This window comes from Kitasatospora sp. NPDC059577, assembly GCF_042735475.1.
In the GTDB taxonomy this organism is placed as follows: Bacteria; Actinomycetota; Actinomycetes; order Streptomycetales; family Streptomycetaceae; genus Kitasatospora.
In genome coordinates this window covers 30,382-57,136 of record NZ_JBHWBZ010000016.1, presented here as the reverse complement: position 1 = coordinate 57,136, position 26,755 = coordinate 30,382, and the positions used below count along the sequence as shown (strand labels likewise).

The 26,755-nt window shown below is 75.5% G+C and carries 17 protein-coding genes and 1 pseudogene; 14 read left to right on the top strand and 4 right to left on the bottom strand.

Features of this window, described 5'->3' with window-relative positions; all coding sequences use genetic code 11:
- Positions 1–702: 702 nt before the first annotated feature.
- Positions 703–1,701, bottom strand: coding sequence for a ScbA/BarX family gamma-butyrolactone biosynthesis protein (locus ACFV0O_RS15730; RefSeq protein WP_380341490.1), 999 nt, complete (start codon positions 1,699–1,701; stop codon positions 703–705).
- Positions 1,702–2,163: 462 nt separating this feature from the next.
- On the opposite strand from ACFV0O_RS15730, the gene ACFV0O_RS15725 reads away from it, so the two are divergent.
- The 4 genes from ACFV0O_RS15725 (at position 2,164) to ACFV0O_RS15710 (ending at position 6,106) form a co-directional block, all read left to right on the top strand.
- A complete protein-coding gene (locus tag ACFV0O_RS15725) occupies positions 2,164–2,886 on the top strand; it encodes a ScbR family autoregulator-binding transcription factor (protein WP_380341487.1) in 723 nt (240 codons plus the stop codon).
- A 428-nt stretch (positions 2,887–3,314) separates the two neighbouring features.
- Positions 3,315–4,169 (top strand): AfsR/SARP family transcriptional regulator, encoded by an 855-nt coding sequence (locus tag ACFV0O_RS15720; protein WP_360264476.1) that lies wholly within the window; start codon positions 3,315–3,317, stop codon positions 4,167–4,169.
- A 302-nt stretch (positions 4,170–4,471) separates the two neighbouring features.
- The gene (locus ACFV0O_RS15715; RefSeq protein ID WP_380341483.1) at positions 4,472–5,221 is read left to right on the top strand and encodes a C39 family peptidase; all 750 of its coding nucleotides are present in this window, start codon (positions 4,472–4,474) and stop codon (positions 5,219–5,221) included.
- Between the two features lie 366 nt (positions 5,222–5,587).
- Positions 5,588–6,106 carry a hypothetical protein gene (locus tag ACFV0O_RS15710; protein ID WP_380341480.1) on the top strand — a complete coding sequence of 173 codons (519 nt, stop codon included), beginning with the start codon at positions 5,588–5,590 and terminating at the stop codon, positions 6,104–6,106.
- Positions 6,107–6,280: 174 nt separating this feature from the next.
- Here the strand turns inward: ACFV0O_RS15710 and ACFV0O_RS15705 are convergent, their stop codons facing one another.
- A complete protein-coding gene (locus tag ACFV0O_RS15705) occupies positions 6,281–6,727 on the bottom strand; it encodes an SgcJ/EcaC family oxidoreductase (protein ID WP_380341594.1) in 447 nt (148 codons plus the stop codon).
- A gap of 61 nt (positions 6,728–6,788) precedes the next feature.
- Positions 6,789–7,550 carry a TioE family transcriptional regulator gene (locus tag ACFV0O_RS15700; protein ID WP_380341477.1) on the bottom strand — a complete coding sequence of 254 codons (762 nt, stop codon included), beginning with the start codon at positions 7,548–7,550 and terminating at the stop codon, positions 6,789–6,791.
- Positions 7,551–7,662: 112 nt separating this feature from the next.
- On the opposite strand from ACFV0O_RS15700, the gene ACFV0O_RS15695 reads away from it, so the two are divergent.
- Entirely contained in the window at positions 7,663–8,916 is a 1,254-nt protein-coding gene (locus tag ACFV0O_RS15695; protein ID WP_380341474.1) for an erythromycin esterase family protein, read from the top strand.
- An 11-nt stretch (positions 8,917–8,927) separates the two neighbouring features.
- Here the strand turns inward: ACFV0O_RS15695 and ACFV0O_RS15690 are convergent.
- Positions 8,928–9,941 (bottom strand): annotated as a pseudogene (locus tag ACFV0O_RS15690) (LysR family transcriptional regulator); the annotation flags it as partial.
- Positions 9,942–10,012: 71 nt separating this feature from the next.
- Between ACFV0O_RS15690 and ACFV0O_RS15685 the strand changes: the two are divergent.
- The 9 genes from ACFV0O_RS15685 to ACFV0O_RS15645 all read left to right on the top strand — a co-directional run bounded on the left by ACFV0O_RS15685 (position 10,013) and on the right by ACFV0O_RS15645 (position 26,648).
- Positions 10,013–10,675, top strand: coding sequence for a maleylpyruvate isomerase family mycothiol-dependent enzyme (locus tag ACFV0O_RS15685; RefSeq protein WP_380341471.1), 663 nt, complete (start codon positions 10,013–10,015; stop codon positions 10,673–10,675).
- A 290-nt stretch (positions 10,676–10,965) separates the two neighbouring features.
- Positions 10,966–12,096 carry a PP2C family protein-serine/threonine phosphatase gene (locus tag ACFV0O_RS15680; protein ID WP_380341468.1) on the top strand — a complete coding sequence of 377 codons (1,131 nt, stop codon included), beginning with the start codon at positions 10,966–10,968 and terminating at the stop codon, positions 12,094–12,096.
- Positions 12,097–12,497: 401 nt separating this feature from the next.
- Positions 12,498–13,928, top strand: coding sequence for an MFS transporter (locus ACFV0O_RS15675; protein ID WP_380341465.1), 1,431 nt, complete (start codon positions 12,498–12,500; stop codon positions 13,926–13,928).
- Positions 13,929–13,976: 48 nt separating this feature from the next.
- On the top strand, positions 13,977–15,335 hold the full coding sequence (locus ACFV0O_RS15670; protein WP_380341462.1) for a non-ribosomal peptide synthetase: 1,359 nt from the start codon (positions 13,977–13,979) through the stop codon (positions 15,333–15,335).
- A gap of 326 nt (positions 15,336–15,661) precedes the next feature.
- The gene (locus ACFV0O_RS15665; protein ID WP_380341460.1) at positions 15,662–18,802 is read left to right on the top strand and encodes an amino acid adenylation domain-containing protein; all 3,141 of its coding nucleotides are present in this window, start codon (positions 15,662–15,664) and stop codon (positions 18,800–18,802) included.
- A 14-nt stretch (positions 18,803–18,816) separates the two neighbouring features.
- Positions 18,817–19,992 (top strand): acyl-CoA dehydrogenase family protein, encoded by a 1,176-nt coding sequence (locus tag ACFV0O_RS15660; RefSeq protein WP_380341457.1) that lies wholly within the window; start codon positions 18,817–18,819, stop codon positions 19,990–19,992.
- A gap of 27 nt (positions 19,993–20,019) precedes the next feature.
- On the top strand, positions 20,020–21,846 hold the full coding sequence (locus tag ACFV0O_RS15655; RefSeq protein WP_380341454.1) for an amino acid adenylation domain-containing protein: 1,827 nt from the start codon (positions 20,020–20,022) through the stop codon (positions 21,844–21,846).
- Positions 21,847–21,912: 66 nt separating this feature from the next.
- Positions 21,913–23,820: an amino acid adenylation domain-containing protein gene (locus ACFV0O_RS15650; protein WP_380341451.1), complete on the top strand. Its 1,908-nt coding sequence runs from the start codon at positions 21,913–21,915 to the stop codon at positions 23,818–23,820.
- Positions 23,817–26,648, top strand: a complete 2,832-nt coding sequence (locus ACFV0O_RS15645) for a condensation domain-containing protein (protein ID WP_380341448.1) — start codon at positions 23,817–23,819, stop codon at positions 26,646–26,648. Before ACFV0O_RS15650 ends, ACFV0O_RS15645 begins: the two co-directional genes overlap by 4 nt.
- Positions 26,649–26,755: the final 107 nt, after the last annotated feature.

The following is a 26,755-nucleotide window of genomic DNA, read 5'->3' as shown; positions in this document are numbered from 1 at the left end:
CGCCGCGGTGACGTTCGTTCCGGTCGGCACTCGCCGTCCGGGGCGCTCGGCGCCGGGCCGGCGGTGACCTTTCCCGTCCGTGTCCGCTTCCGACCCCCGTGCGGCTCCGCTGGTGTCCGAGCACCACCGGTGTCCGAGCACCGCCGGTGTGCGAGCACCGTCGGCCTGAGGACCTGCGGACCTCGGTGCCCGGACGAGGACTGCCCACCGGGCCGAGGCTCGGGTCCCGAAGGATGCCGCAACGCCCCGACCCTGTCCGCCCACCGGGTGCGGTCGCTGACTCGGGACCGGTGCGCGGCCGGGGAGCCGAGACGGTGGCGCGCGGCGTGGTGCACCCCCGCCGCCGACCTTCCGGTCCGCGTCTGCCGTCTGCCGTCTGCCGGCCCCGCCAGCGCTCCTCGAACGAGATCGCCAACGACCTGCTGCAGCAGTGCTGTCCCCACGGTGCCGACCTGACCGCCCGGTCTCCGGAGGACTTCGGCCGTGGTCGCCGCGCTCGACGGCCGACCACGCAGGACGCCCGGCCGGGAAACCCGGTCGGGCGTCTGCCTGAACTCATGGCGGCCTGGTCGAGCCGACCACGCGGTGCGATGACCACGGGAGAGCGTCGAGGAGGTCGGGTGGGCCGTTCGGGGTGGTGCGGGTCGCTGCGGCGGTCCCGGCCGTACCGGCTGCCCGCGCGGTGCGGCGGCGGGCGTCGGGTCAGCGGTGGTCCGGGTGTCCGGTGAGGACGGTGGTGAAGATGGGCTCGCCGTGCTGGTGGCCGGTCACGGTGGTGGTGAGGGCGTCCGGGTCCCCGCCGGGGGTGTGCCGGGCGGTGATGATGGTCGGTGCGTCGTGTTCGGCGTAGCGGTGGAACGTGGTGGCGGCGGCGGTCGGCGTGACGGTCGCCGGGTTGGCGAGCGCGTTGGTGGCCTGGCGGGCCGCCTCCAGCAGGACCATGCCGGGGATGTGGTCGTTGGCGTGGTCGAAGAGGATGGGGTGCCAGAAGTCGGGGGTGAGGTGCCAGGTGCCGGGTGCGTCGGCGGGGGCGAGGACGACGTCGCACGGGCGGAGCCGGCCGACCCGGGCCGGCGCCAGCGGCTCGGCGGTCGTGCCGGGCACGGGCAGGGCGTCGACGTCGTGGCGTCCCCGGCGGAGCCGCTGGTAGGTCGAGCCCGGGACGGTGGTGAAGCGGGCGTAGCCGGTGGCGGCCAGGTGCGGGCCGCGCCGGACGACGGTGCTCAGGGTGAAGTCGACCGAGGTGCGGTTGCGGCGCGGCTGGGCGAGGAGTTTCGCCTCGATGGTGAGGTCGGTGGGCTCCGCTCCGATCAGCAGGTGGCGCGGCCGGGTGGTGTAGTCGAGGTTCCACATCATGAACTTGTGGTCGAGCGGGACGCCGAACTGGGTGTGGGCGAGGTAGAGCCCGGCTTGGCGGATCGTTTCAGCGGCCTGGATCGGGTCGTGCCGGGTGCCGTCCGGAGTGCTGAAGAAGGTGTGCGCCCGGGGCCATTGCGCGGAGACCGCGAAGGTGGTCTCGTTCAGCTGCCGGCTGCCGGTCAGGAAGACCTCGGCGTGGCAGGCCCGGTGGACGTACTCCTTGGCGACGGTGCTGGTCAGGCGAGGTGCCGGGCCGGTGGTCGGGCCCGGGCCGGGGACGGTCCCGGGGGCCTCGACGGTGGTGAGGGCGGCGGCAGGCGTGCGGAAGGCAAGCAGAGTCATGGGGAGCGCTCCGAAAGGCCGTGACGGGCGGGGTGGGCTGCTCAGGGCTCGTAAGATACGTACCTACCGGTTTGCTTTTCAAGGAGCCAGAACGAAGGTTCGTCGGCGGCCGAGCATGGGTGTTCGAGCGTCCGGGTAGGGGCTTCGACCCCTTCCATGGGCTGTGTCGGATTGGTGAAGGCCGGTTGACCTGCGGCGACTTCATGACGCGGACTTGACGAGTTCATTATCACGAGGGGGCTCCGCGCGGGAGTGGCGGCCACAAGTAGGAGCTGCTGTTCCGGTTCGGCGGCCTCCAGTGGAGGTCCCGGCCACCTGGGCGACCCATACCGTCCACGCGGTTTTTCATCGCTCAAGGACGGCCCTATGTGACCTGGGACGCAGGGATCGTCCACGGGCTCGACGGGTAAGATACGGGGTGTTTGGTTTTGTTTGCCGAGCGTTTCGGGCGGGGTGGTTGCGGTGGTGCGACAGGAGCGGGCGGTCCGGACGCGTCGACTGATCCTGGAGGCGGCGGCGTCGGTCTTCGACGAGTACGGTTACGAGGGGGCCACGATCGGCGAGGTCGTCGCCCGCGCGGGCGTGACCCGCGGTGCGGTGTACTTCCACTTCGCGTCGAAGCGGGAACTCGCCCAGGGGGTCGTCGAGGAGCAGTTCGGCCGGGACGACCTCCCCGAACGGCACTGCAAACTCCAGGAGTTCGTGGACCTCGGGATGGTGGTCGCCCACCTCATGCCGCGCGACCCGCTGTTGAGCGCCGGTGCGCGGCTCTCGCTCGGCCAGGACGTGTTCGGTGACTTCAGCGGCGGCGCCGCGCCCGGGTGGATCCAGCGGGCCGAGGGCGTGCTGGTGTCGGCCGGCGAGCGGGGCGAGCTGCTGCCCCAGGTGATCCCCGCCGAGACGGCGTGGCTGGTGACCGGGGCCTGGACGGGCGTGCAGATCCAGTCCCAGAAGCTGTCCGGCCGGGCCGACCTGGAGCGTCGCATCGCGGCGCTGTACCAGCACCTGATGCCGAGCATCGCGGTGCCGGGGGTGCTCGCCACCCTCGACCTCGGGATGGACCGTGGCGGCCGCGTGGTGGCCGAACTGGAGGCGGCCCGGGCCGTGGAGACCGGCGGAGGCGAGGCCGAGGCGGAGGCCGAGGTCGAGGCGGAGGCGGGCGCCGGCGGGATCGGCTCCGTCTGACACGCCGGGTTCCGTTTCCTCCGTCGGCGCTCCGCCCCCGATCCGCTCGGCCGGCAGTACCGGTCGCTCCCGGTTTCGCTCTGCTCCGTCTGTTCCGTCTGCTCTGTCCGTTCCATGTGTTTCTGTCCGCTCCGTGCGCTCCGCTCGGCGGGGGTGCGGGGGTCGGTTTCGTCTCGTCCCGGTGGGTCGGGCGGGCGGCCGGTGCGGATCGGTTGAAGCCGTCGACCCGCTCCAGGGGCGATTGCTCCGCCCAAAAACAAACAGCGCGTTCGGTTTTGTATTGACAAACCGTCCGTCCTGTTTTTGGATAGGCGTCGGGTGCTCAACCGGTCTCTCCGCACTGTCTCGCGGGAGCGCCGAGCAGCGGAGCACCCGCCCGGTCGGCGGCCGTCGGGGTCGCCGATCCGTCTGGATTTGGGGTGGTCGTCATGGAAATCCGGGTGCTGGGGGCCTTGGGGGTCCGACTGTGCGGGGCGTCGGTGGTACCGACCGCCCCGAAACCGCGGCAGGTGCTCGCCCTGCTGGCCTTACGGGCCGACCAGGTCGTCCCGGCCGGTGTCCTCGCCGAGGAACTCTGGTGCGGCCGCCCGCCGCGCAGCGCGCGCACCACGGTGCAGACCTACGTCCTGCAACTGCGCGACCTCATCGACCGCGCGCTCGCCCAGGGCGAGGACGGTCCCGGAGCCTCCTGCGCCAAGGACGTCCTGGTCACCTCGGCGGGCGGCTACATGCTGAACAGCGGGGGCGGCCTGGTCGACCTCCAGGAGTTCGACCGCCTCGCCGGGCACGGCTACCGCGCCATGGACGCCGGCGACTTCCCGCTCGCCGCCCGCCAGTTGGGCGAGGCGCTCGCCCTGTGGCGCGGCCCGGCCTTCGCGGACATCCCGGTCGGGGGCCAACTCGCCGTCGAGGCCAAGCGGTTGGAGGAGACCAGGCTCTGCGCACTGGACCAGCGGATCGAGGCCGACCTGAGGCTCGGCCGCCATCGCGTCCTGCTCGCCGAACTCACCGTCCTGGTCGACCGCTACCGCACCCACGAGAGCCTGCACGGCCAGTACATGATCGCCCTGCACCGCTCCGGGCGGCGCGGCGAGGCCCTGGAGGCCTACCAGCGCCTGCGGAACACCCTGGTACGGGAGTTGGGCATGGAGCCGTCCTCCGCGCTGCGCCGCCTCCAGCGCTCCATCCTGCTCGCCAACCCCGAACGGCCCGACCAGGACCAGCCTCCCGCGCCGGTCGACGGACCCACCTCCCGTCCCGCCCGCCTCACCCGGGTCGGCTGACCCACAGGCCCCCCGGCGGCGCGAACCCCGGGCCGGCCGGGGTGCACGGTGGCACGGCGGCCGGTGCACCGGCACGCTCCCGGGCGTCGGTTCGGAGCCTGCCGCACCACGCCCGGCCGGCGGCAGCGGAGGCGCTGTCGCCGGTCCCCTCCCGCCGTGTTCTCCCCCCGGCGCCGTGCCGCCGGGAACGACTCCGGAAGGTCGCGCACCGTGGCCCCCACCGGCACGCCCCGTCTCCCCAGCTGCGGGACGGGCGAGGACGAGGTGCCATGGAAGGGGGAATCCAGCGAAGGAGAAGCGCCATGACGAGGAGCGAGCACGTCCGCGACCACGTCCGCGACCGCGCGCGCAACCCGCAGCCCACGCATCGCCGGGCCAGGCGGTTACCGCGCGGCGGGCGGTTGACGGCGCTGGCCGCCGCCCTGGCCGGTGCGGCCACACTGCTCTGTGCCACACCGTCGAGCGCCGCCGCCACTGGGGTCCCGTTCTACTCCCAGCAGCTGGCCAACGACTGCGAGGCGGCATCGCTGCGCATGGTGCTGGCGGCCCGCGGCGTCCAGGTCGGGGACCAGGCCGTGCTCGCTCGGATCGGCGTCGACCGGGTGCACTACCAGGTGGGCGTCTCCGGTCCGCTCTCCGGAGATCCGTACCGTGCCTTCGTCGGCGATCCCAACGGCTCGGAGGCGGCCGGTACCGGCTACGGCGTCTACTACCCGCCGGTCGCCCAGGCCGCGCGGTCCTACGGCCTCTCGGTCGTGCAGGCGGGGCAGGGCGTCAGCCCGTCCCAGGTGCGCGCGCAGGTGGCCGCGGGCCATCCGGCGATCGTCTGGGTCAACTACGGCTGGCGCGATGTCGCGGCAGGCTCGTACACCGCCTACGACGGCCGCCAGGTGCTCTACGCGGGGCCGGCGGAGCACACCGTGGTCGTCTCCGCGGTCCGTGACGGCCAGCTCCTGATCGACGACCCGAACCGCGGGGAGTCCTGGATCAGCGAGGCCACCTTCGACGCCGGCTACGCGACGTACCAGGACATGGCGGTCATCGTCCAGTGACCCCGCGCCGCCCATTCACCCCAGGCCGCCCGACGCCGTGAGGGCGACCCGGGGTGACGGGCCCCGCCAAGCGGGGCGGACCGCGGAGGCGGCCGGATCAGTGCGGCGGACACGCGGACACGCGGACACGTGCACGGACACGTGCACGGACACGTGCACGGACACGGACACGGACTCGGAACCGGACACGGAGGGCGGAAATTCACTGGCCCCCGGGCGGGGGCACCTGCCATGCTCCCGCACTGTCGAGGACGTCGGTGACACGGGGTGAGAGTGATGGCGCGGGCCAGGAAACAGCGGCTGTCACCCGGCGGACCTGCCCCCTACCGAGGACCGGGATCCCGTCAGGCACCCCCGACGCTCGGGGTGGACGTCGGCGGAGTGATCGTCGACCGGATCGCCGCCGGAGAGGACACCTCGTTCTTCGGCTCCCAGCCCCTGCTGACCCCGGCCGTGGACGGCGTGTTCGAGGCCCTCGCCCGACTGGTGGCGGAGCCCTTCGAGGGGCGGGTGCACCTCGTGTCCAAGGCGGGGCCCAAGGTGGCCGGTAGGACCCGGGCGTGGCTGCATCACCACGAGTTCTTCCTCCGTACCGGTGTCCCGGCGGAGAACGTGCACTTCGTCCGGGAGCGCGCGGACAAGGGACCGGTCTGCAAGCGGCTGGCGGTCACCCACTTCGTGGACGACCGCCTCGACGTCCTCGGCCATCTGGACACGGTGACCCACCGACACCTGTTCATCGGCGGACTGGGTGACGAGCGCCCCCCGGCGGAGGTGCCACCGTGGGCGACGGTCGCGCGGACATGGAGTGAACTCGTCGACCGGATCCAGCTGTCCACCCCCCGGTCATCCGAAGCCCCGGGCCGACCCGGGCCGACCCGGTGACCTGACCGGTCGAGCCCGTCGAGAGCATCGAGCCTGTCGAGTCCGCCGAGCCTGTCGAGTCCGCCGAGCGACCCGGGCGACGTCGGGCTCGTGCTCCACCGGTCGCCGGCTGCGGGTGCGGGCCGTCTCCCGGTCGGGGGCCGCCCGGATCCCGCCGCCGTGCCTGACGGGGCGCTACCGGCCGGTCTTCACCTCGGTGTTCTGGCAGGCGTGCAGCAGCCACCGGCCGTCGTCCTGCTTGGTCATGATGTAGAGCGGGGCGCCTTCCGAGCCGCCCGTCGGGTCGTCGGCCGGTGCCTCGTAGACCTGGCGGACCTTGACGGCCGCCACGTCGGGCCGCAGGAAGCCGATGTGGGCGGGCTCGTAGGTGACTCGGCCGTCCCAGGTCGCGGCGGGCAGGACGGCGCGGGTGAACTCGGCGATGGCGTCGAGGCCGATGAGGACCTTGCCGTGGGCCGTGGTCCAGATGGCCTCGGGGTGGAACAGGGCGAGGAACGCGTCGGGATCCTTGGCGCGCTGGGCGCGTTCGACGGCGGCCACGACCTCCTCGATGGCGCGGATGTCGGCGTCGGCGGCTTCGGGGCCCGTGCTCACGGTGTGCGTGGTCTGAGCAGGAGTCATTTCGGTGCGGTTCGCTTCGGTGGTCATGGGGATGATCCTGCCTCCTCAAGTCCGCTTGAGGTCAAGCGGTTCGGGGTGCGGAGCGCAGGGTCAGGTAGTCGTCGAGGCGGGCGGCGGCGGTGAGCATGGCGAGGCCCCGGGCGGTGAGGCGGTGCTGCCAGCCGTCGAGGGCGGCGGCCAGTTCCTCGGTGCCGCCCGCGGTGCGGACCTGTCCCACCACGGTGGCGATGTGGTCCAGGCGGTAGCCGCCCCGCCGCAGCAGGTGGGCGAGTTCGGCGTCGCGGACGTCGGCCGGGTCGTACACGCGGTGCCCGGTGGCGCGGTCACGGGCCGGGGCGAGGATGCCGGCGACCTCCCAGGTGCGCACGGTCGCGGGGGTGATGCCGAGGCGGCGGGCGACGTCGCCGATGGCGAGGGCGCCGGTCGGTGTCGGGCGGTTCGGCGTCGGGCGGTTCGGCGCGGTCCCCGGCGTGGCGGGGGTGGAGGAGGAGGCGGCCGGTGCCGCGGTGAGGTGGCCGACGGCCTCCCGGACGGCGGCGAGGGTCTCCCGGTCGCGCAGCAGTTGGGCGTGCCCGCGGTCGAGGGCGGTCAGGGCCCGGTCGAGGCGGTCGGTGTGGACTCCGGTCATGACGAGGCCGGCGGTCGTGTGCCCGCAGGCCGTGACGAGGGCGAGGTAGGCGCGCAGGGCGGCGGCGTGCCGCTCGGTGTAGATCCGGTAGCCGGTGGGGGTGCGGCCGGCGGGCGGGAGACAGCCGTCGCGCTCGTAGTTGCGGACCGCCTGGGTCGAGATGCCGTGCTCGCGTGCGAGGTCGGAGGGGCGCAACTGTCGTCTTCCGTTCGGGCCCGTTTGAGACTTCCGTGGCCGTGATCTCGGCAGTCTGCGGGCTGGTGCGGGCAAAGTCTCAACCGTTCTTTCAAGGATACGCTTGAGGCTCATGAGTCAGGACATTCACGACTTCGTCACCCCGATGTGCGAGTTGCTGGGCCTCGGCGAGCCGACGCACCAGGAACCGGCCTTCGGGTGGGTCCGCAACGAACTGTTCGCCGGGCTGGTCGAGCGGGGCTTCCGGTCGATCGCCCTGGAAACCGACCGGGTGGCCGCGCTCACGGTGGACGACTACGTCCGGGAGGGCGTGGGCTCCCTGGGCGCCGCGATGGCCGGGGGCTTCTCGCACGGCTTCGGAGAGCACGGCGCCAACCGTGAACTCGTCGTCTGGATACGCGAGTTCAACCGCGACCGAGCACCCGGTGAGCAGTTGTCCTTCCACGGCTTCGACGCCCCGACCGAGAACTACAGCGCCCCCAGCCCGCGCCGCTACCTGGAGCATGCCCGCGACTACCTGCGAACCGGTCTCCGGTCCGGCGTCGAACCCGACCCGGATACGGCTGCACCCGACATCGCCGGACCGGCCGGCGCGGACGAGTGCTGGAGCCGGGCCGAGGCGGTGCTGGACCCGGCGCAGTCGCCCGGTGCCACCGCCGAGGCGGCGCGGCTGCGCTGCGCCGCCGACGACCTCCTCGTCCGACTCCACGCGCGGGCACCGGAGTTGATCGCGGCGACCTCCCGCGCCGAGTGGTCCAGGGCCAGGACGTGGCTGACCGCGGGCATCGGGCTGCTGCGCTACCACGCGCAGTCGGCGGTCCCGGGCCTCACCCCGGGCGAGCGGTTGAGCGGGCTGATCGGACTGCGGGATGCGCTGATGGCGCAGAACCTCCTCGACATCCGCGACCTCGAAGCGCGGCGCGGACCGACCCTGGTCTTCTCGCACAACCAGCACCTGCAGCGGAATCCGAGCGCCTGGGAGTCGGGGGAACTGGCCTGCGGCTGGAACGGTGCGGGGCGGATCGTCGGCGCGCTGCTCGGCGAGCGATACACCTTCGTCGCCGGGAGCCTGGGGCGCAGCGAGGCGATCGGACTGGGCGAGCCGGCGGCCGGAACGTACGAGGCGTCCCTGCAACAGCGCTTCGAAAGGTGGGAGTTGACGGACCCGGTGCTGCCCGCCGGAGGCCGGACCCGCACCGACACCACGCCGCCGCAAGGCTACTTCCCGCTCGACCGGGAAGCCGTCGCCGGCGCGGCTGCGCTCCTGCACGTCCCCGACGGGGCGGCGGCGACGGCCGCTGCGGTCGCGGTGTCGAACGCGACGCCGCCGGCACCCGCGGACCGGGGGGCCGCCGGGCCCGGGTAGGCCGTCCGCAGGTGGGCGACCAGGGCGGCGGTCGGTGGCGTGAGGGGCCGGCCGCCCGGCCAGGCCAGCGCTATCCGCACCAGCGGGACGGGGTCGGCCAACGGGCGGACCCTCAGCCCGGGGACGGCACCCGGGTCCGGCAGGACGGCCACACCCAGTCCGTGCGCGGCGAGTTCGGCCAGCTGCGGTGGCGCGGCCGCCTCGACGCCGATGGCCGGGCTCGTCCCGGTCTCGGCCAGGGCGCGCTCCAGCGCGGTGCGCATCCCGGTGCCGCGCGGGGTACTGACCAGGGCATGACCGGCCAGTGCGGCGACGGGGAGCGGGTCGCCCCGGCCGGCGGCGTGCGGGGAACCGTGCGCGCCGGCGGTGCCGGTGCCAGCGGTGCCAGCGGTGCCGGCGGTGCCGGTGGGGGCGGCGGCGCGGGCCGGGGCGGCGGCGAGCGGGTGCTGTTCGGGGCAGGCCGCGACGAGCGGCATCTCCAGCACGGTGTGCAGGGCGATTCCGGCCAGTGTCGTCCAGCCGTCGTCGCCCTCGTGTCCGCTCGCGGCGGCGGGCAGTCCGATCACGGCGAGGTCCAGTCGTCCGTCGCGCAGGGCGGCGATCATCGCCGCGGTGGAGTCCTCGGCCAGGGAGAAGTCGATGCCGGGGTGGTCCTGGCGGAACGCGGCGAGGGTGGTGGCGAGCCCGGGGAACGTACCCAGTCCGGGCGGCGGGGTGAACGCCGCCCCGGCGACCATGCCCAGTCGCACGTGTCCGCGCCGCAGTCCGTCGAACTCCTGGGCGGTCTGCCGGACCGCCGACGCGGAGGCGAGCGCCGCCCGGGCATGCGGGAGCACGGCCTCGCCCGCCGGGGTGAGGCGCACGGTGCGGCCCGAGCGGTCGAGCAGCCGGTGGCCCAGCTCGCGCTCCAGCTGCCGGATCTGGGAGCTGACTCCGGGCTGGGTCAGGTGCAGCAGCTGTGCCGCCCGGGTGAAGCTGCCGTGCTGGGCGACGGTGACGAAGTACTGGAGCTGCCGCAGTTCCATGACTCCTGATCATAGGTGGCAGAACCAGCCGGTCTTGGACGGGTGTGCGGTTCCGGCCGCAGGCTGGACGCATGGGAACCGTGCCGAAGGACCAGGACACCGGGCCGACCGAGTGGATCCGTCAGCAGATCGCGGCCGAGCGCCGTGAACTCGCCGACGTGTTCGCCGCCTTCACCCCGGAGCAGTGGAACTCGCCTTCGCTGTGCGGTGGCTGGCGGGTGCGGGAGGTCGCCGCGCACATGAGCACCGGCTTCCGGAATTCGACGGCGCGCACGCTCCTCGAACTCGCACGCTCCGGCGGCCGCGTCCACCGGATGGCCGACCGGATCGCCCGCCGCGACGCCGCCGCCATGACCGAGCGTGACCTGGCGGCCGCGCTGTCCGACCACGCCGACCACCCGTGGCGCCCGCCGGTCGGCGGCCGGATCGCGGCGCTTGCGCACGACGTCGTGCACGGCCTCGACATCACCGTCGCGCTCGGCCTGCCGGGGCGGCTGCCGGTGGCGCGCGCCGACGCCCTGCTGGCCGGCGTCTCGCCCCGCACCCTGCGGTTCTTCGGGGCGCGCCTGGACGGTGTCGCGCTGCGGGCGACGGACACCGCGTGGTCGTACGGGCGGGGACCGCTCGCGGTGGAGGGGAAGGCCGAGCACCTGTTGCTGGTCGCCTACGGGCGCCGGGTGCCGGAGGGACTGCTCACCGGGCCGGGTGCGGGGCGCTTCACCCGGGACGGCTGAGCGGGGCGGCTTCGCCTCGTGCCGGTGGGGGAGCCCGACGGGTGCTCGGCGCTCGGCGCTCGGCGCCCGGTGGCGGCCCGGTCGGGCCCCGGTTGCCGGGTACGGGCGGGTGCGGTCGCGGGTGCGGTCGCCGGGTGCGGGCGGTGCGGTCGGTCAGGCGGTCAGGCGGTCAGGCGTCAGGACGTCGGGCGCTCAGGCGGTCGGGCGGTCGTCGTGCGAGCTCCGGGGCCCCGTGACTACGATCGGAAGACGTTCTTCCGGATGGTGGTGAGACGGAAGCCAGGTCGCCGATGCCCCCGAGGTCCGTGCAGTGGCCGCCGTACGTGCGGGTCGCGCCGTGGTTGTTGATCGTCGGCGGGCTGGTCTGGAACTCGCTGGACCCGGCGGACTACTGGGGCGATCCGATGCTGGCGGCCGCCGCCGTGCTGTCCGGGGCGCTGCTGCCCCTGCGGGACACCGTCGCGGTCGCGGTGGCGATCGTGACCGGGATCCTGGTGCTCTCCGCCCGGGACGGCTCGATCGGGACGGGCAACGGCTACCTGGAGCTGGTGAACACGACCTTCGCCGCCCTGCTCGGGATCGGGGTGAACCGCGTGGTGGCCCGGCACGGGCGGCGGCTGGAGCGCATGCGGTCGGTCGCGGAGGCGGCGCAGCGGGCGGTGCTGCCCGAGCCGCCCGCCCGGGTGGGGGAGCTGTCGGTCGCGGCCTCGTACCACGCGGCCCAGGACGAGGCGCTGATCGGCGGGGACGCCTACGCGCTGCAGGTGACCCCGTACGGCGTGCGCGCGCTGATCGCGGACGTGCGGGGCAAGGGGCTGCACGCGGTGGGGGCGGTCTCGGTGCTCCTGGGCGCTTTCCGGGAGGACTCGCACCGGGTGCCGGACCTGGCGGGGCTCGCGGACGCGCTGGAGGACTCCCTGCTCCGGGAGGCCGATCAGCTGAGCGAGGAGCTGCGGATGGAGGGGTTCATCACGGCGCTGCTGGTGGAGTTCCCGCCGGGGGAGGGGACGGTGCGCACGCTCGACTGCGGGCACCCCGGACCGTACCTGCTGGGCCCCGGCCCGGTCCCGCGGGACCCCGGCGCTTCCGCGCGCGGCGGCGGGCCGGCGGTGCGGCGCCTGGACGCAGCCGATCCGGGACTGCCGCTGGGGATGGGCGGGCTGGGGATCGCGCGGCCCGCGTCGGAGGTCCGGCCGTTCCCGGCCGGGTGCACGCTGCTGCTGGTGACCGACGGGGTGACCGAGGCCCGGGACGCGGTGGGGGAGTTCTACGACCCGGTGCTCGGGCTGGCCCCGCTGGGTCCGTTCGCCGGGCCGGGCGAGGTGCTGGACGCGTTGGTCGCGGACGTGGCGCGGTGGACCGGCGGGCCGCGGGACGACGACATGGCGGTGCTGGCGATCACCCGTCGGGCGGGCGGGTGAGGGGTCGGCGCGACGGCTCGCCCGGGGCGGCGGTCCGGGTGGCGCCCCCTGGGTCAGTTCGACGGCCACGGATGGTCACGCCGATATCACGATGAGGTGACGGTCGGGCTGCACTCCACGGGATCCGGCCAAGTTGACTGGTGTCGTCCGGTGGCCGGAAAAGTGACGTCCGAATATCGGACGGTGAAATGGACGGGTGGCGCCGGCGGCGGCCCGGGTGACGCCCGGCCGGTGGCGCCTTGGCCGACCGGCGGCGCGGACGGTGCGGTCGGCCCATAAGGGGCCGTAAGAGGCGCGCAAGGGGTGGTCGGGGGAGTGGCGGGATCCGGCCGACCGGCGGTTCGTCCGGAAACGGACCCGGTGCTTGCCCCGTGTCGAAGGGGTGACAGAAAGTCGAACCGATGAACGAGAAGCCTCACCCCCGCCAGGCCCGTCTGCTCGGCCACCGCGACTTCCGGCTCCTGTTGACCGGAGCCGCGGCGGCCCAGACGGGCAGTCAGGTCACCCTGGTCGCCCTGCCCTTGGTGGCGGTGGTGGTGCTGGACGCCACCCCGTTCGAGGTGGGTCTGCTGACCGCCGCCGAGACCGCGGCCTTCCTGCTGGTCGGCCTGCCCGCCGGCGCCTGGCTGGACCGGATGCGCAAGCTTCCGGTACTGATCCGCGCCGACGTCGTGCGCTGTCTGGCGGTGGGATCGATCCCGCCGGCGGCGGCGCTCGGGGCGCTGACCATGTTGCAGCTCTACCTGGTGGCACTGGTCACGGGGGTGGCGACGGTGTTCTTCGACGTCGCCCACCAGTCCTTCCTGCCCGCCGTCCTGCCGCGCGAGCAACTGGTCGGCGGGAACGGCGCACTGGAGACCGTCCGCTCCTCGGCGCAGATCGCCGGCCCCGGCCTCGGCGGCGGGCTCGTCCAACTGCTCGGCGCGCCGCTCGCCATCGTCGCCGACGCCTGCGGCTACCTGCTCTCCGCGCTGCTGCTCACCCGGATCCGGGTCGAGGAGCAGCTGCCGGAGCCCGAACCCGGGCGCTCGCTGCGCGCCGAGGTGGCCGAGGGCGTCCGGTTCGTGCTGGGACACCCGCTGCTACGGGCGATCGCGACCGCCACCGCCGTGTCCAACCTGTTCGCCGCCGTGCTGATGGCCGTGCAGACCGTCTTCTGGGTGCGGGTGCTCGACCTGGCGCCGGGAGCCATCGGCGTGCTGCTGTCGACCTCCGCCGTCGGCGGGCTGGCGGGCGCGCTGTGCGCCGGCCACCTGGCGCGGTGGGTCGGGCAGGCCCGGCTGATCTGGCTGTCCACCGTCGTGACGGCGCCCTTCGCGGTGCTGTGGCCGCTGTCCGGCGGCGGCGCGGGCGTGGTGCTGTTCGGCCTCGCGTCCGGTGTGGTGCTGTTCGGCGCGGTCGCCTACAACGTCGCCCAGGTCAGCTTCCGGCAGAGCGTCTGCCCGCCCGAGCTGCTCGGCCGGATGAACGCCACCATGCGCTTCCTGGTGTGGGGCACGCTGCCGATCGGCGCGCTGGGCGGCGGGATCGTCGCCGACGCCGCCGGGCCGCGTGCCGCGCTGTGGCTCTGCGCGGTCGGGTTCCTGCTGGTGCCGGTGCCGCTGCTGCTGTCACCGCTGCGACGGATGCGTGACCTGCCGGGCGGCGGCGCGCCGGCTGCCGGGGAACCGGCCGCCGACGGGGACACCGACGGGCGGGCCTCGGTTCGGGCCGGCGCGGCCGGCCCCGCCGCGGCCGAATCCGTCGGAGCCGCCGTCGGAGCCACCACTGCCGAGGGCGCCGACGGGCCGACCGCCGCCGCGGAGCCCGCCACGAGCCCCACCACCTCCTGACCGACCCCACACCTGCCGAGCCGCGACCGGAAACCGGAGACCGTTCCCGTGCACGCCAGCATCACCTCCGCCTACCTCGCCCGGTACCGTTCCGCCGCCGCCGCGTCCCCGGTGGAACTGCTCCCGCTGACCGGAGCCCAACGGCGGTTCCTGATCAGCCGCCGACTCGCGCCGCAGAGCCGCTCCGACGTCGTCCCGCTGTTCTTCGCCTACCCGCGCGGCACCCTCGACCAGGAGCGGCTGGCCCGTGCCGCGGCCACCGTCGCCGCCCGGCACCCGGCCCTGTGCGGCGGATTCGCGACCGTGCGCGGCACACCCGTCCTGCGGGTCGGCGGCCCCTCCGCCGAGGCCGCCCGGATCACCGTCGCCCCCGGCGGCACGGCCCGCGAGGCGCTGCGCGCGGCCCTGCTGGACTGGCCCGCCGACGGGCCGGCGCTGCGCCTGCTGGTCGCCGGGGAGCCGGACGGCGACGAGGAACTGCTCGCCCTCGCGCTGGACCACGCGGCCTGCGACGAGCAGTCCCTCGGGGTGCTGACCGCCGAACTGACCGAGGCGTACGAGAAGGACGAGGCGTACCGCCGGGGCGAACCGCCGGCGGCCGGGCCCGCTCCGCAGGCCCTCGCCGACTACCGGCAGGCCGTCGAACTCCAGCTCGCCGCGGAGGACGCCGCCGGCGGACCCGCCGCGCAGGCCCACTGGGGCCGTCGGCTCGGCGGCCTGACCGGGACGGGCGGTGGCGCGGCCACGTCCACCGGGATGCTCGCCGAGCGGCTGCCGGCCGCCGGCGGCGCCGCCCGCAGCGCCGTCTTCCCGGCCCTGCTGGACGCCGTCGGGGTCGCCGCGCACCGGCTGCACCGGACACCGGGGGCGTCCGGCGCGCCCGCCGGGGGAGGACAGCTCGCGCTCGGCTACCCGTGGGGCGGTCGGCCGCCCGGTGCGCCCGCCGTACTCGGCTGCTTCCTCAACACCCTGGTGCACCCGGCCGGTGCGGCCGCCACGGACGATCCGGAGGTCCTCGCCGACGCGTGGTGGGACGACCTCGACCACGCCGGAACCCCGTTCGACGAGGTGGTCCGCGCGGCCCGCACCGCCGGGGCGCCCTGGACGGGCGACCTGGACGCCATGCTCACCCTGGAGGACCTGCACCGCCGCCCGCCGCTGGTGCTCGGCGGCACACCCGGCCGGGAGACCCATCTGGCCGGCCGCCCGCTCGCCGCCCCGCTGGCCGTCTCCGCCTCGCACGGCGACGACCTGCTGGTCCGGCTGGCCTGGGACAGCGACCGCTTCGCCGAGGCCGACGCCCGCGCCGCCTTCGACGACCTGCTCGCCGTGCTGCGCCGGCACCTGCACGCCCGGCCGGGTACGGACGGTACGGCCGGTACGGCCGGCACGGACGACCGCGGCTGACCGCAGCGGCCCCCGGCCGCGCCCGCCCCGACCCGAACGACCCGAACGACCCGAACGCCCTCCCCGACGGGCCCGCCCCGAGCGGGCCCCGGGCCGGACGGCCCCGCGCCCCACCCCGCGGGCCTGAACTCCCACACCGGATCCGCCTCGCCGGATCCGCCGCGCCCGTACGCGCGAGCCCCGAGCGGCCCGCCCGTGCGGACGCCCGGACTCCGGGCCGCACCGTCATCCCGGTGCGCTCCGGTCCTCCGGCCGGAGCGGGACCACCCCACGCCCGTCCCCGGCCACCGCAGTGCCGACACGCCCACCACACAAGGGAACCGACCATGTTCGCACTCTCTCCGTCGCAGGAGATCGTCTGGCTGCACGAACAGATGCTGCCGGGTAGCCGCGCCTACAACTTCACCGCCGTCCTCGACCTGTGGGGCACCCTCGACCGCGAGGCGCTGCACGCCGGCCTCGCCGCCGTCCTGGACCACCACCCGGGCCTGCGGCTGGAGTTGGTGCCCCGGGCGGAGGGCCTGCCCGGCCAGCGGGTCGCCGAGGGGTGTCAGCCCGAGCTGCGCCACAGCGACTACACCGGCGAGGACGACCCGGAGGCCGCCTTCCGGCGCCTGCTGGCCGCCGAGGCCGAGGAGCCGGTGGACACCGAGCGGGCGCCGGTGCTGCGCTGGCACCTGGTCAGGATCGCCGAGGACCACCACCGGCTGATCCACGTCGAACACCACCTCGTGCACGACGGCCACTCCTTCGCGATCCTGCTGCGCGACCTGTTCACCGTCTACCGCGCCCGGGTCCTCGGCGAGTCGTACGAGCTGCCCACCGCGCCCTCGTACGAGGAGCACGCGCGCTCCGCCGCCGACGTCTCCCGCGAGCGGGCACTCGACTTCTGGACCAGGGAACTGGCCGACGCGCCGCGCGAGGTCACCCTTCCCGGGCTGGCCCGGCCGGGCGCCGAGCGCCGCCACCGGGGTGGCCAGCTGCGCCAGTCGATCGGTGCCGACCTCGCCGAGCGGCTGCGCGAGCGCAGCAAGGCCGACGGCCACACCCCGTTCAGCACCCTGCTCGCGCTGCTCGCCGAGATGCTGCGCCGGCACAGCGGGCACCGCGAGGTCGTGGTCGGCACCGCCGTCGGAAACCGCCCCGAGGGCTTCGAGGGCACCGTCGGCATGTTCGTCAACACCGTCCCGCTGCGGCTGCGGCTCGACCCGCAGGCGCCCGGCACCGAGGCCGTGGACGAGGTCACCGACGTCCTGATGCGCGCGCTGCCGTACCAGGACCTGCCGGTGCAGGAGCTGACCCGCCGCCTCGGCCTGCACACCAGCGGAGCCGACAACCCGCTGTGGAACGTGATGTTCAGCGCCCACGACGCGGCGCTGCCCGACGTCCAGGCGCCCGGACTGGAGGTCTCGCTGTACGAGGGCTTCAACACCGGCACCACCCGCTTCGACCTCGACCTGGTGCTGCTGCCGGACGACCGCCGGGTGGTCGGCGAGAAGCACGGCGTCGCCGGGATGACCCTGGTCTGGGACTACGACGCGGACCTGTTCCGGGAGTCCGACGCCGTGCTGCTGTCCGAGCGGCTGCTGGAGCTGCTGCGCTGCTACCTCGACCGGCCGCAGGCACCGATCGCCGAACTGGCCCCCGCGTCCGAGGCCGGGGCGTCTGAAGCCCCCGCGTCCGAGGCTGCCACCTCCGAGGGCGCCGCGACCGCCCTGTCCGCCGGCGCCCCGGCGCTGCTCGACCCGGCCGCCGCCCACGACCCGACCGCGCTCGCCCTGCTGGCCGGCACCGAGCGGATCAGCTACGGCGAACTCGACCGCCGCGTCACCGAGTTGGTCGAGCGCCTGCGTGCCGCCGGAGTCACGCCGGGCCAGCCGGTGGCCACCGTCCTGCCGCGCGGCGCGGACAGCGTGGTCGCGCTGCTCGCCTGCCTGCGCCACGGCGCCGTCTACGCGCCGCTGTCCACCGAGGACCCGGCCGCCCGGCTCGGCCTGCTGCTGGAGCGGCTGAGCCCGGCGCTCGTCCTGGCGACCCGGCAGAGCGCCCTCGCCCTGCCCGCCGAGGGCGTCACCCCCGCGCTGCTGGACGGCCCGGCGTTCCCGAAGGCCGAGCCCGCCGCCGTCCTGGACGGCGCCGCCTACCTGATCCACACCTCCGGCTCCACCGGTGTGCCCAAGCCCGTGCAGGTCGGCCGCGAGGCGCTCGCCGGGTACGTCGCCGCGATCGGCGCCCGCTACGGGCTCACCTCCGCCGACCGGGTGCTGCTGTTCGCCCGGCCGTCCTTCGACGTGGCGCTGGAGGAGGTGCTGCCGGCCCTCGCCGTCGGCGCCGCCCTGGTCGTGCCGCAGCGCGAGGTGCCCACCGGCCCCGAGCTGGTGGCCGTCCTCGCCGCCCGCGGCGTCACCGTCGCCAACCTGCCGACCAGCTACCTGCTCGCCGTCCGCGAGGACCTGCGCGAGGCGCTGCGCGACGGCCGCTGGACGCCCCGGCTGCTCGTCCTCGGCGGCGAGCGCCTGCCCGCCCGGGCGCTCGCCGACCTGACCGAGGCCACCACCGTGCTGAACGCCTACGGCGTCACCGAGGCCACCGTCACCTCCACCGTGCACCGGGTCACCGCCGCCGACGTCGACGCGGACGGTGAGATCCCGCTCGGCACCGAACTGGACGGCGTGCGGATGCACGTCCTCGACGACACGCTGCGCCCGCTCCCGGCCGGTTGCGTCGGCGAACTCGTCGTCGGCGGAACGATGCTGGCCGACGGCTACCCCGGCCTGCCGGAGCCGACCGCCGCCCGCTTCGTCACCGTCCCCGCGCTCGGCGGCGCCCGGGTCTACCGCACCGGCGACCGCGGCTACCGCGACCTGGACGGCCAGCTGTGCTTCCTCGGCCGCGCCGACAACCAGGTGAAGCTGCGCGGCCACCGGATCGAGCTGGAGGAGATCGAGGCCGCGGCCTCCGCCGAACTCGGCGGCCGCTCCTGCGCGGTGGTGCTGCACACCGACCCGATGACCGGGCCGCGCCTGGTCGGCTTCCTGGAAGGCGCCGACCGCCCCGACCAGGCCGCCCTGCACGAGGCGCTCGCCCGCCGGCTGCCCGGCGGACTCGTCCCGGCGAGCTGGACCGCCGTCGCCGCGATGCCGACCCTGCCCGGCGGCAAGCCCGACCGTGCCGCCCTCGCCCGGCTGGCGGACGAGGCCGCCGAGGCGGCCACCGAGGAGACCACCGCGCCGAGCGCCTTCGCCAACCCCGGACAGGAGCTGATCGCCGCGGCCTGGCGCGAGGTGCTCGGCCACGACCGCTTCACCGCGGACTCGCACTTCTTCGAGGTCGGCGGCCACTCGCTGCTCGCCGCGCAGCTCGCCGCCCAGCTGGAACCGCACCTCGGCAGCCGCCCCCCGCTGCGCACCCTGTTCCGCCACGCCGTGCTGGCCGACCAGGCCCGCGCCCTGACCGGCCAGAACTGAAAGGCAGAGTAGACGTGACCGCCCCCTCCGCCGTCCTGGAAGCCGGCCACCGCGAACTCGTGGAGGCCTTCGAGAGCTTCATCCGCCGCGAACTCGTCCCGCTGGCAGCCGAGTTGCCCGAAACCGCCGACCAGGTGCCGGGCGACCTGCGCACCTACGTCCGCAAGCGCTCCGCCGCACTCGGCTTCTACGCGGGCGACTACCCCGAGGAGCTCGGCGGCTCCGGCATGCCCTTCACCGCCGTCGTCCTGCTGCACCACGCCGCCGGGCGCAGCGGCTGCGTCCTCGCGCCGTACGCGCTGGCCGGCTCCGACGGCCCCAGCCCGCTGCTGCGCAACGGCACCCCGGAACAGGTCGAGCGCCACCTGATCCCGCTGGTGCGCGGGGAGCAGACCCGCTGCCTCGCCCTCACCGAGCCGCACGCCGGCTCCGACGCCTTCCGCCTCACCACCACTGCCGTGCGCGACGGCGACCGGTGGGTGCTGAACGGGCGCAAGACCTTCGTCAGCAACGCCGAGCACGCCGGGCTCGCGCTGGTCGTCGCCGCCACCGACCTCGGCGACGGCGCCGGCCCGACCACCGGGTCCACCGCCTTCGTGCTGCCGATGGACCAGCCCGGGCTGCGGATCGGCCAGCGCTACGAGGGCATGTCCGGCGAGCCGCTGTTCGAGCTGCTGCTCGACGGGGTCACCGTCGGTCCGGAGGCCGTGATCGGCGGCGAGGAGGGCGTCGGCGCGGCCACCGCCCTCGCCATGGACAGCCTCTCCCGCGGCCGTCTGGTGGTCGCCGCGATGTGCAACGGCATCGCCGAGTACGCCCTGCGCGTCGGCGTCGAGTACGCCAAGGACCGGCGCGCCTTCGGCCGGGTGATCGGCGAGTACCAGCACGTCCAGGAGCACCTGGTCTCCACCCGCGCCGAGGTCGAGGCCTCCAAGCTGCTCACCCTCGCCTGCGCCCGGCTGGTCGACGAGGGCACCGAGTCGCCCGAGAACGCCGCGCTCGCCAAGCTGACCGCCTCCGAGACCGCCGTCCGCGCGGTCGACCGCTCGCTCCAGGTGCACGGAGCCACCGGCTGGGTGCGCGGCCACCCGCTGGAGTTCCTGTACCGCTACGTGCGGATGACCACGATCATCGAAGGGACCTCCGAGGTCCAGAAGGTGATCATCGCCCGTTCCATGGGCCTGAACTGACGGTTCGTCATGACTTTGGAGACGACGATGGAATCCCAGACCACGGACATCCGGAGCATCGGGTACGGCCGTCCGCACCAGGACGGCGCGGTCCTCGACCTGTTCACCGGCTGGGCGCACCGCACCCCGGACGCCCCCGCCCTGATCGACGGCGAGCACACCTACAGCTACGCCGAACTCGACCGCCTCGCCGACAGAACCGCCGAGGCCCTGCGCGGCAAGGTCGGCCCGGGCGACCTGCTCGGGGTCTGCCTCGGCCACTCGGTGTCGCTGGTGGCCGTCACCCTGGCCGCCGCCAAGCTCGGCGCCGTCCACCTGCCGCTCGGCCCGCGCCCCGGCGAGCGCCGGCTGCGCGCCGTCGCCGAACAGCTGCGCCCGGCCTGCCTGGTCGGCGAACCGGACCTGCTGCCGCCCGGCGGCGAGCAGTTGGCGCTGGACCTGCCCACCGGGGGCGCGGTCGCCGCGCTCACGTCCGGCGAGCAGGCGGTCGTCCCGGCCGGCACCCACTACGCGGTGCTCACCTCCGGCTCCACCGGCACCCCGAAGGCCGTCGCCGTCACCGAGCCCGCCCTCGGCGCGCTGCTGCAGTGGTACCGCGACCTGACCGGCCTCGGCCCCGGCGAACGGCACAGCCTGCTGATCGGCGTCGCCTTCGACCCGCACCTGATGGAGCTGTGGGCCGGCCTCACCTCCGGCGCCGCCCTGGTCATCGCCCCCGAAGCCGTCCGCTGGGACCCCGGGGCGCTCACCGACTGGTGGCGTGACGCCGACGTCACCGTGTCCGTGCTGCCCACCCCGCTCGCCGAGCCGGTGCTGAACCGCCCCTGGCCCACCGGGCTCGCGCTGCGCCACCTCACCGTCGGCGGCGACCGGCTGCGCCGCGCCCCCGGGCCGGACGTCACCGCGACCGTCCACAACGCCTACGGCCCGGCCGAGGCCACCGTCACCACCACCGTGCACACCATGGCGCCCGGCGTCGACCACGGCGACGGCGCCCCGCCGATCGGGCTGCCGATCCCGGGCGCGGTCGTGCTGGTCACCGACGAGGACGGCCGGCCGGTGCCGCACGGCGTCGCCGGCGAACTGCGGATCGGCGGCCGCGGCCTCGCCGCCGGGTACCTCGACCCCGAGCTGACCGCCCGCCGCTTCGTCGACGCGCCCGAAGGCGTGGACGGCACCGACCGGGTCTACCGCACGGGCGACCGGGTCGTCATGCGTCCCGACGGGGTGCTGGAGTTCCACGGGCGGCTGGACGACCAGGTCAAGGTCAGCGGCGTGCGGATCGAACCGGCCGAGGTCGAGGCCGCGTTCGAGCGCGACCCGCGGGTGCGCCGGGCGGTGGTCGCGGCCGAGCAGGCGCCGGCCGGCGGCGTCCGGCTGCTCGCCTTCGTCCAGACCGAGGACGGGGCCGGGGACGGCACCGGGGCGGGCGCGGACTCCGGCGTCGACCCGGCACGGCTGCTCGACGCCGTCCGGCCCTGGCTGCCCGAGCAGGCCGTGCCGTCGGCCGTCCGGCTGGTGGACCGCTACCCGCTGGACGCCAACGGCAAGGTGGACCGCCGGGCGCTGCTGGCCGCCGAGCCGTCCGAGCCCGCGGGCGAGGAGGGCGACACCCCCGTCGAGCGCGTCGTGCTGAAGCTGTGCCGCGAGCTGATCGGCCGTGCCGACCTCGGGCCCACCGACAACTTCCTGGCGTCCGGCGGGAACTCGCTGGCCGCCGCCCGACTGCTGGAGGCGCTGGAGAGCGAGTACGGGATCCGGCTGCGCGCACCCCTGGTGCTGCGCCAGCCGGACCTGCGGGCCGTCGCCCGACTGGTCGAGGAGCGGACGGCCGCCCTGACCGCGACCGTCTGACCTCCCCGCACCTCCGCACTGGGGCGCCCCGGCCCGTACCGCCGGGGCGCCCGGAAGGGAACCATCATGACCACCGCGACCCTGCCCGCGCTGATCGCCCGGCAGGCCGAACGGCAGCCGAACGCGCTCGCCGTGACCGACGGCTCCACCGTCCTCACCTACCGCGAACTCGTCGACGCTGCAGGCCGGTTGGCCTCCGTGCTGACCGCCCGGGGGATCGGGCCCGGCAGCGCCGTCGGCCTGCTCTGCGCCCGCTCCACCCGCCTGGTCGTCGCCCAGCTCGCGATCTGGCGCACCGGCGGGCACGTCCTGCCGCTCGACCCTGCCTACCCCCGCCCGCGCATCGCCGAGATGACCTCGGACGCCGGCGTCCGGCTCGTCCTCGGTGACAAGGCGCTGCTCGCCGAGGCCGGGCTCACCGAGGAACAGACGCTCGTCCTGACCGAGCACGGCACCGACATCACCGGGCACGGCACCGGCGCCACCGGCTACGACGCCGACGCTGTCGGGCACGACACCGGTGCCGCCGGGCCGGAGGCGCCGGACGCCGCCGATCCGGCCGGGCCCGCCCTGCTGTTCTACACCTCCGGCTCCACCGGCCGGGCCAAGGGCGTCGTCGTCCCGCACGGCGCCGTCGCCGACCTGGTCACCGCCCCCGACGCCATCGCGGTCGGCCCCCGCGACCGGGTGCTGTTCCACTCCGCCGTCACCTTCGACGCCTCCACCTTCGAACTGTGGGCCCCGCTGGCCCGCGGCGCCGCCGTCGCCGTCTCCCCGGCCGACCGGCCCACCGCCGAGGAACTCGGCCGCGACGTCGAGCGGTTCGGAGTCACCACCCTGCTCCTCACCAGCGCGCTCTTCCACCACCTGGCCGCCCGGCAGTCGCGGATCTTCGGGGTGCTGCGCACCCTGGCGGTCGGCGGCGAGGTGCTCTCGCCCGAGCACGCCGGCGCGGTGCTGCGCGCCTTCCCGTGGCTCGAACTGGTCAACGTCTACGGACCGACCGAGGCCACCACCTTCACCACCCTGCACTGGGTCACCCAGGCCGACTGCGCGGGTGCGATCCCGATCGGCCGTACGTTCGGCGGCGCCCGCGCCCTGGTCCTGGACGAGCAGCTGGCGCCGGTGGCGCCGGGCACGGTCGGCGAGCTGTGGATCGCCGGCGACCGCCTCGCCCTGGGCTACCTCAACCGGCCCGAGCTGACCGCCGAGCGCTTCCGCGAGCTGCCGGACGTCGGCCGCGCCTACCGCAGCGGCGACCTGGTCCGCCAACTCCCGGACGGAACGCTGGAGTTCCACGGCAGGACGGACGAGCAGGTCAAGCTGCGCGGCTTCCGGATCGAACCGGGCGAGGTCGAACACGCCCTGCTCCGGCTGCCCGAGGTCGCGGAGGCGGCGGTCGTGGTCCGCCACGCCGGACAGCCCGATGCCGCCCTCACCGCCTGCCTGGTCCTCGCCGACGGCGCCGGCCCGGCCGCCGGGACGCTGCGCGACCGGCTCGCCGAGCGGCTGCCCGCGCACCTGGTGCCCACCGCGTGGACCGTGCTCGACGCGCTGCCGCTGACCGGCTCAGGGAAGGTGGACCGGCGGGCCCTGGCCGCCGACGCCCCGGTCGGGCAGCGCCCCGCCGGGGGTGGTGTGCTCACCCCGATCCAGCAGGTCGTCGCCGAAGCCTGGAGCCGGGCGCTGGAACGCCCGATCACCGACCCGGCCGCCGACTTCCTCGCCGAGGGCGGGCACTCGCTGCTCGCCATGTGGGTCGTCGACGACCTGCGCGAGGACCTCGGGGTCGAACTCTCGCTCGCCGACTTCCTCGGCCACCCCACCGTCGCCGGGCAGGCGGACCTGCTCGAACGGGCGCTGCAGGCCGCCGACGGCCCGGACGGCCCGGACAACCAGGGAGGCCCGGACGCGGCAACAGCCCCGACCGCAGTCGCCCCGACCGCTGTCGCCGGCCCGGGAGGCGTCCGATGACCGCCGTCGACCAGGCCGACCTGCTGCGCCGCGCCCGCAGCCGGCGCAGTGCCACCCCGGCGGAGCCGCAGCGCCCGGCCGAGGCCGACGGCCCGGCCCCGCTCTCGCACGCCCAGCAGCGGATGTGGCTGATGGACCACCTCGGCCAGGGCGGCGCCCTCTACAACGTCCCGATCGCCGCCCGGCTGCGCGGCCCGCTCGACCGGGTCGCCCTCGCCGCGGCGGTCACCGGCCTCACCGAGCGGCACGCCGTCCTGCGGACCCGCTACCCGCGCCGGGGCGGACAGCCGTACCAGCAGGCCGACCCGGTCACCCCGGTGCCGCTGCCGGTCGTCGACGCGAAGACGGACACGGCGGCCACCGAGCAGCTCGCCGCCGAGGCCGCCCGCCCGTTCGACCTCGCCACCGGACCGGTGCTGCGCGCCCTGCTGCTGCGGCACGGGCCGCAGGACCACACGCTGGTACTGACGATCCACCACATCGCCGTCGACGGCGGCTCGCTGCCCGTCCTCGCCGCCGACCTCGCGGCGCTCTACGCCGCCGCGCGCGACGGCGTGGCGCCGCAACTCCCGCCGCCCGGGCCCGCCTACGCCGACTACGCCCGCCAGGAGCGCGCCCGGGACGCCGAGCTGACGGCGGCCGCCGACACCCTCGCCGCCCGGCTGGCCGGCGCCCGCCCGCCGGCCCTGCTGCGGCCAGCCCCGACTGGCGCCCGCGAGCGCCGGGCCGTGCTGCACGCCGCCCCGCTGGCCCCCGCCGTCGTCGACGGCCTGCGCGCACTCGGCGCCCGGCACGGCGCGACCCTGTTCACCGTCGTCCTGGCCGCCGCGTTCGCCACCCTGCGGACCGCCTCCGGGCAGGACGACCTCGTCCTCGGCTGTGCCAGCGGCCACCGGGCCCGGCCCGACCTGCGACACACCGTCGGCCTCGCGGTCAACACGCTCGCCGTACGGACCGGTCCGGCCGGGGACCGGTCGTTCGCGGAACTCCTGACGGAGGTCCGCGGCGCACTGCTCGACGCCCAGCAGCACCACGACGTGCCGTTCGACCTCGTGGTCGAGCGGCTCGGAGCGGCCGCCCGGAGCGCCGACGGCACCCCGCTGCTCTCGGTCACCTGCGACCTCGTCCAGCCCGTCGCGCCGCTGACGCTGCCGGGCCTCGACTCCACGAACGTGGAACTCGACCTGGGGCTCGCCAAGTTCGGCCTGGCGCTGCTCCTGGAGGACGGCCCGGCGCCGCGCTGCCTGGTGCAGCACGACCGGGACGTGCTCGACGAGTCGACCGCCGGGCAGCTGCTCGACGCGTTCGCCGCCCTGCTCACGGCCGTCGCGGGGGAGACCGACCCGCGCCTGTCCGAGCTGCCGGGCCGGCTCCTGGTCGCCGCCGAACACCCGGTGGCGGCCGCCCTGTCGGCCGAACCGGGGGTCGTCGAGGCGGCCGTGATCGAGCGCGCCGACGGCCCGCCGCTCGCCTACGCGGTGGTCCGCGGGCCGGTCGCCCCGAACGGCGCCCAGCTGCGGGCCGCCCTGCGCGGGCGGGTCCCGGCCGGCGAACTCCCCCTCGCGGTCACGCTGGTGGACCGGATCCCCCGCCACCCCGACGGCACCCCCGACCCCGGCCCGCTGCCCGGCGCCGCGCCGCACGGGCCCGCCCCGGACGGCCCGCACGGGGACGGCCCGGTGGACGACGTCCGGGAGGCCTTCGGCGAGTTCCTGGGCACCACCCCGCCCGCCGACGGCGACTTCTTCGCCCTCGGCGGTCACTCCCTGGTCGCCGTCCAACTCGCCGAACGGCTGCGCACCCGCACCGGGCTGCCGCTCACCGGCCTCGACATCCTGGAGCAGCGCACCCCGCGCGCCCTCGCCGCCGTGCTCGCCACCCGCGCGGACGAGCGCCGCACCGCCCTCACCCGGACCGGCGCCCGTCCGAGCACCCGTACCCGCACCCGCACCGGCACCGTCCTGCTCACCGGCGCCACCGGCGGGGTCGGCGCGGCGGTCCTGCAGGAGCTGATGGCCCAGGGCAGGCCGGTCCGCACCCTGGTCCGGCCCGAGTCCGCGCACCTGCCCGCCCTGCACGGCGCCGAGGTGGCCGAGGGCGACCTCGCCGACCTGGACAGTCTGCGCCGCGCCGTCGAAGGCGTGGACGCCGTCATCCACTCCGCCTGCACCTTCACCGACCACGCCACCGACCTCGCCGCGATGCGCACCCTGGTGGACGGCTGGCAGGGCGGCCCGTTCGTCTTCGTCAGCAGCATCGACGCGTACGGCCGCCCGGCCGGCACCGAGGTCGTCGAGGGCAGCCCGAGCGGCGAGGCGGTCACCCCGTACGGGCAGGCCAAGCTGGACTGCGAGCGGATCCTGTTCGAGGCCGCCGCCGGCGGTCGCGGCCCGGCCACGTCGGTGCGCGCCCCGATCGTCTGGGGCCCGCACCACCGCCTGCGCGACCAGCTCCGCTGGGGCTCCACCGGCGCCCTCTACCAGGCCGCCCTGGCCGGCCGGCCGATCGCACTCCCGGCCGCCGACGACTGGTACGGAGCCTCCTGGGTCCACGCCGCCGCCCTCGCCCGGGCGCTCGCCGTCTGCGCCGCGCCGGACCACCCGGCGGCCGGGCGCGTCGTCAACGCGGTGAGCGGACACGTCTCCTGGGCGGACTTCACCGCCGAGCTGGTCCGGCTGCTCGGCTCCGCGAGCCCGCTCGTCGTCGGCCCCGACGCCGACGAGGAACTGCGCCGCCCCTGGCGCTACCGGGCCGAAGCGCTGGCCGGCCCGCTCACGCCGGAACCGGGCGAGGACTGGCGCAGCGTGCTCGCGGCGATGGTCGGCTGAGCCCGCCCCGGGCGGAGGGGGGCCCCGGGCGCGGGCCCCCCCGCCCCGCCGCCCCCCCCGCCCCCCCCAGCGCGGGGGCCGCCCCCCCCCGGCCCCCCCGGGCGACA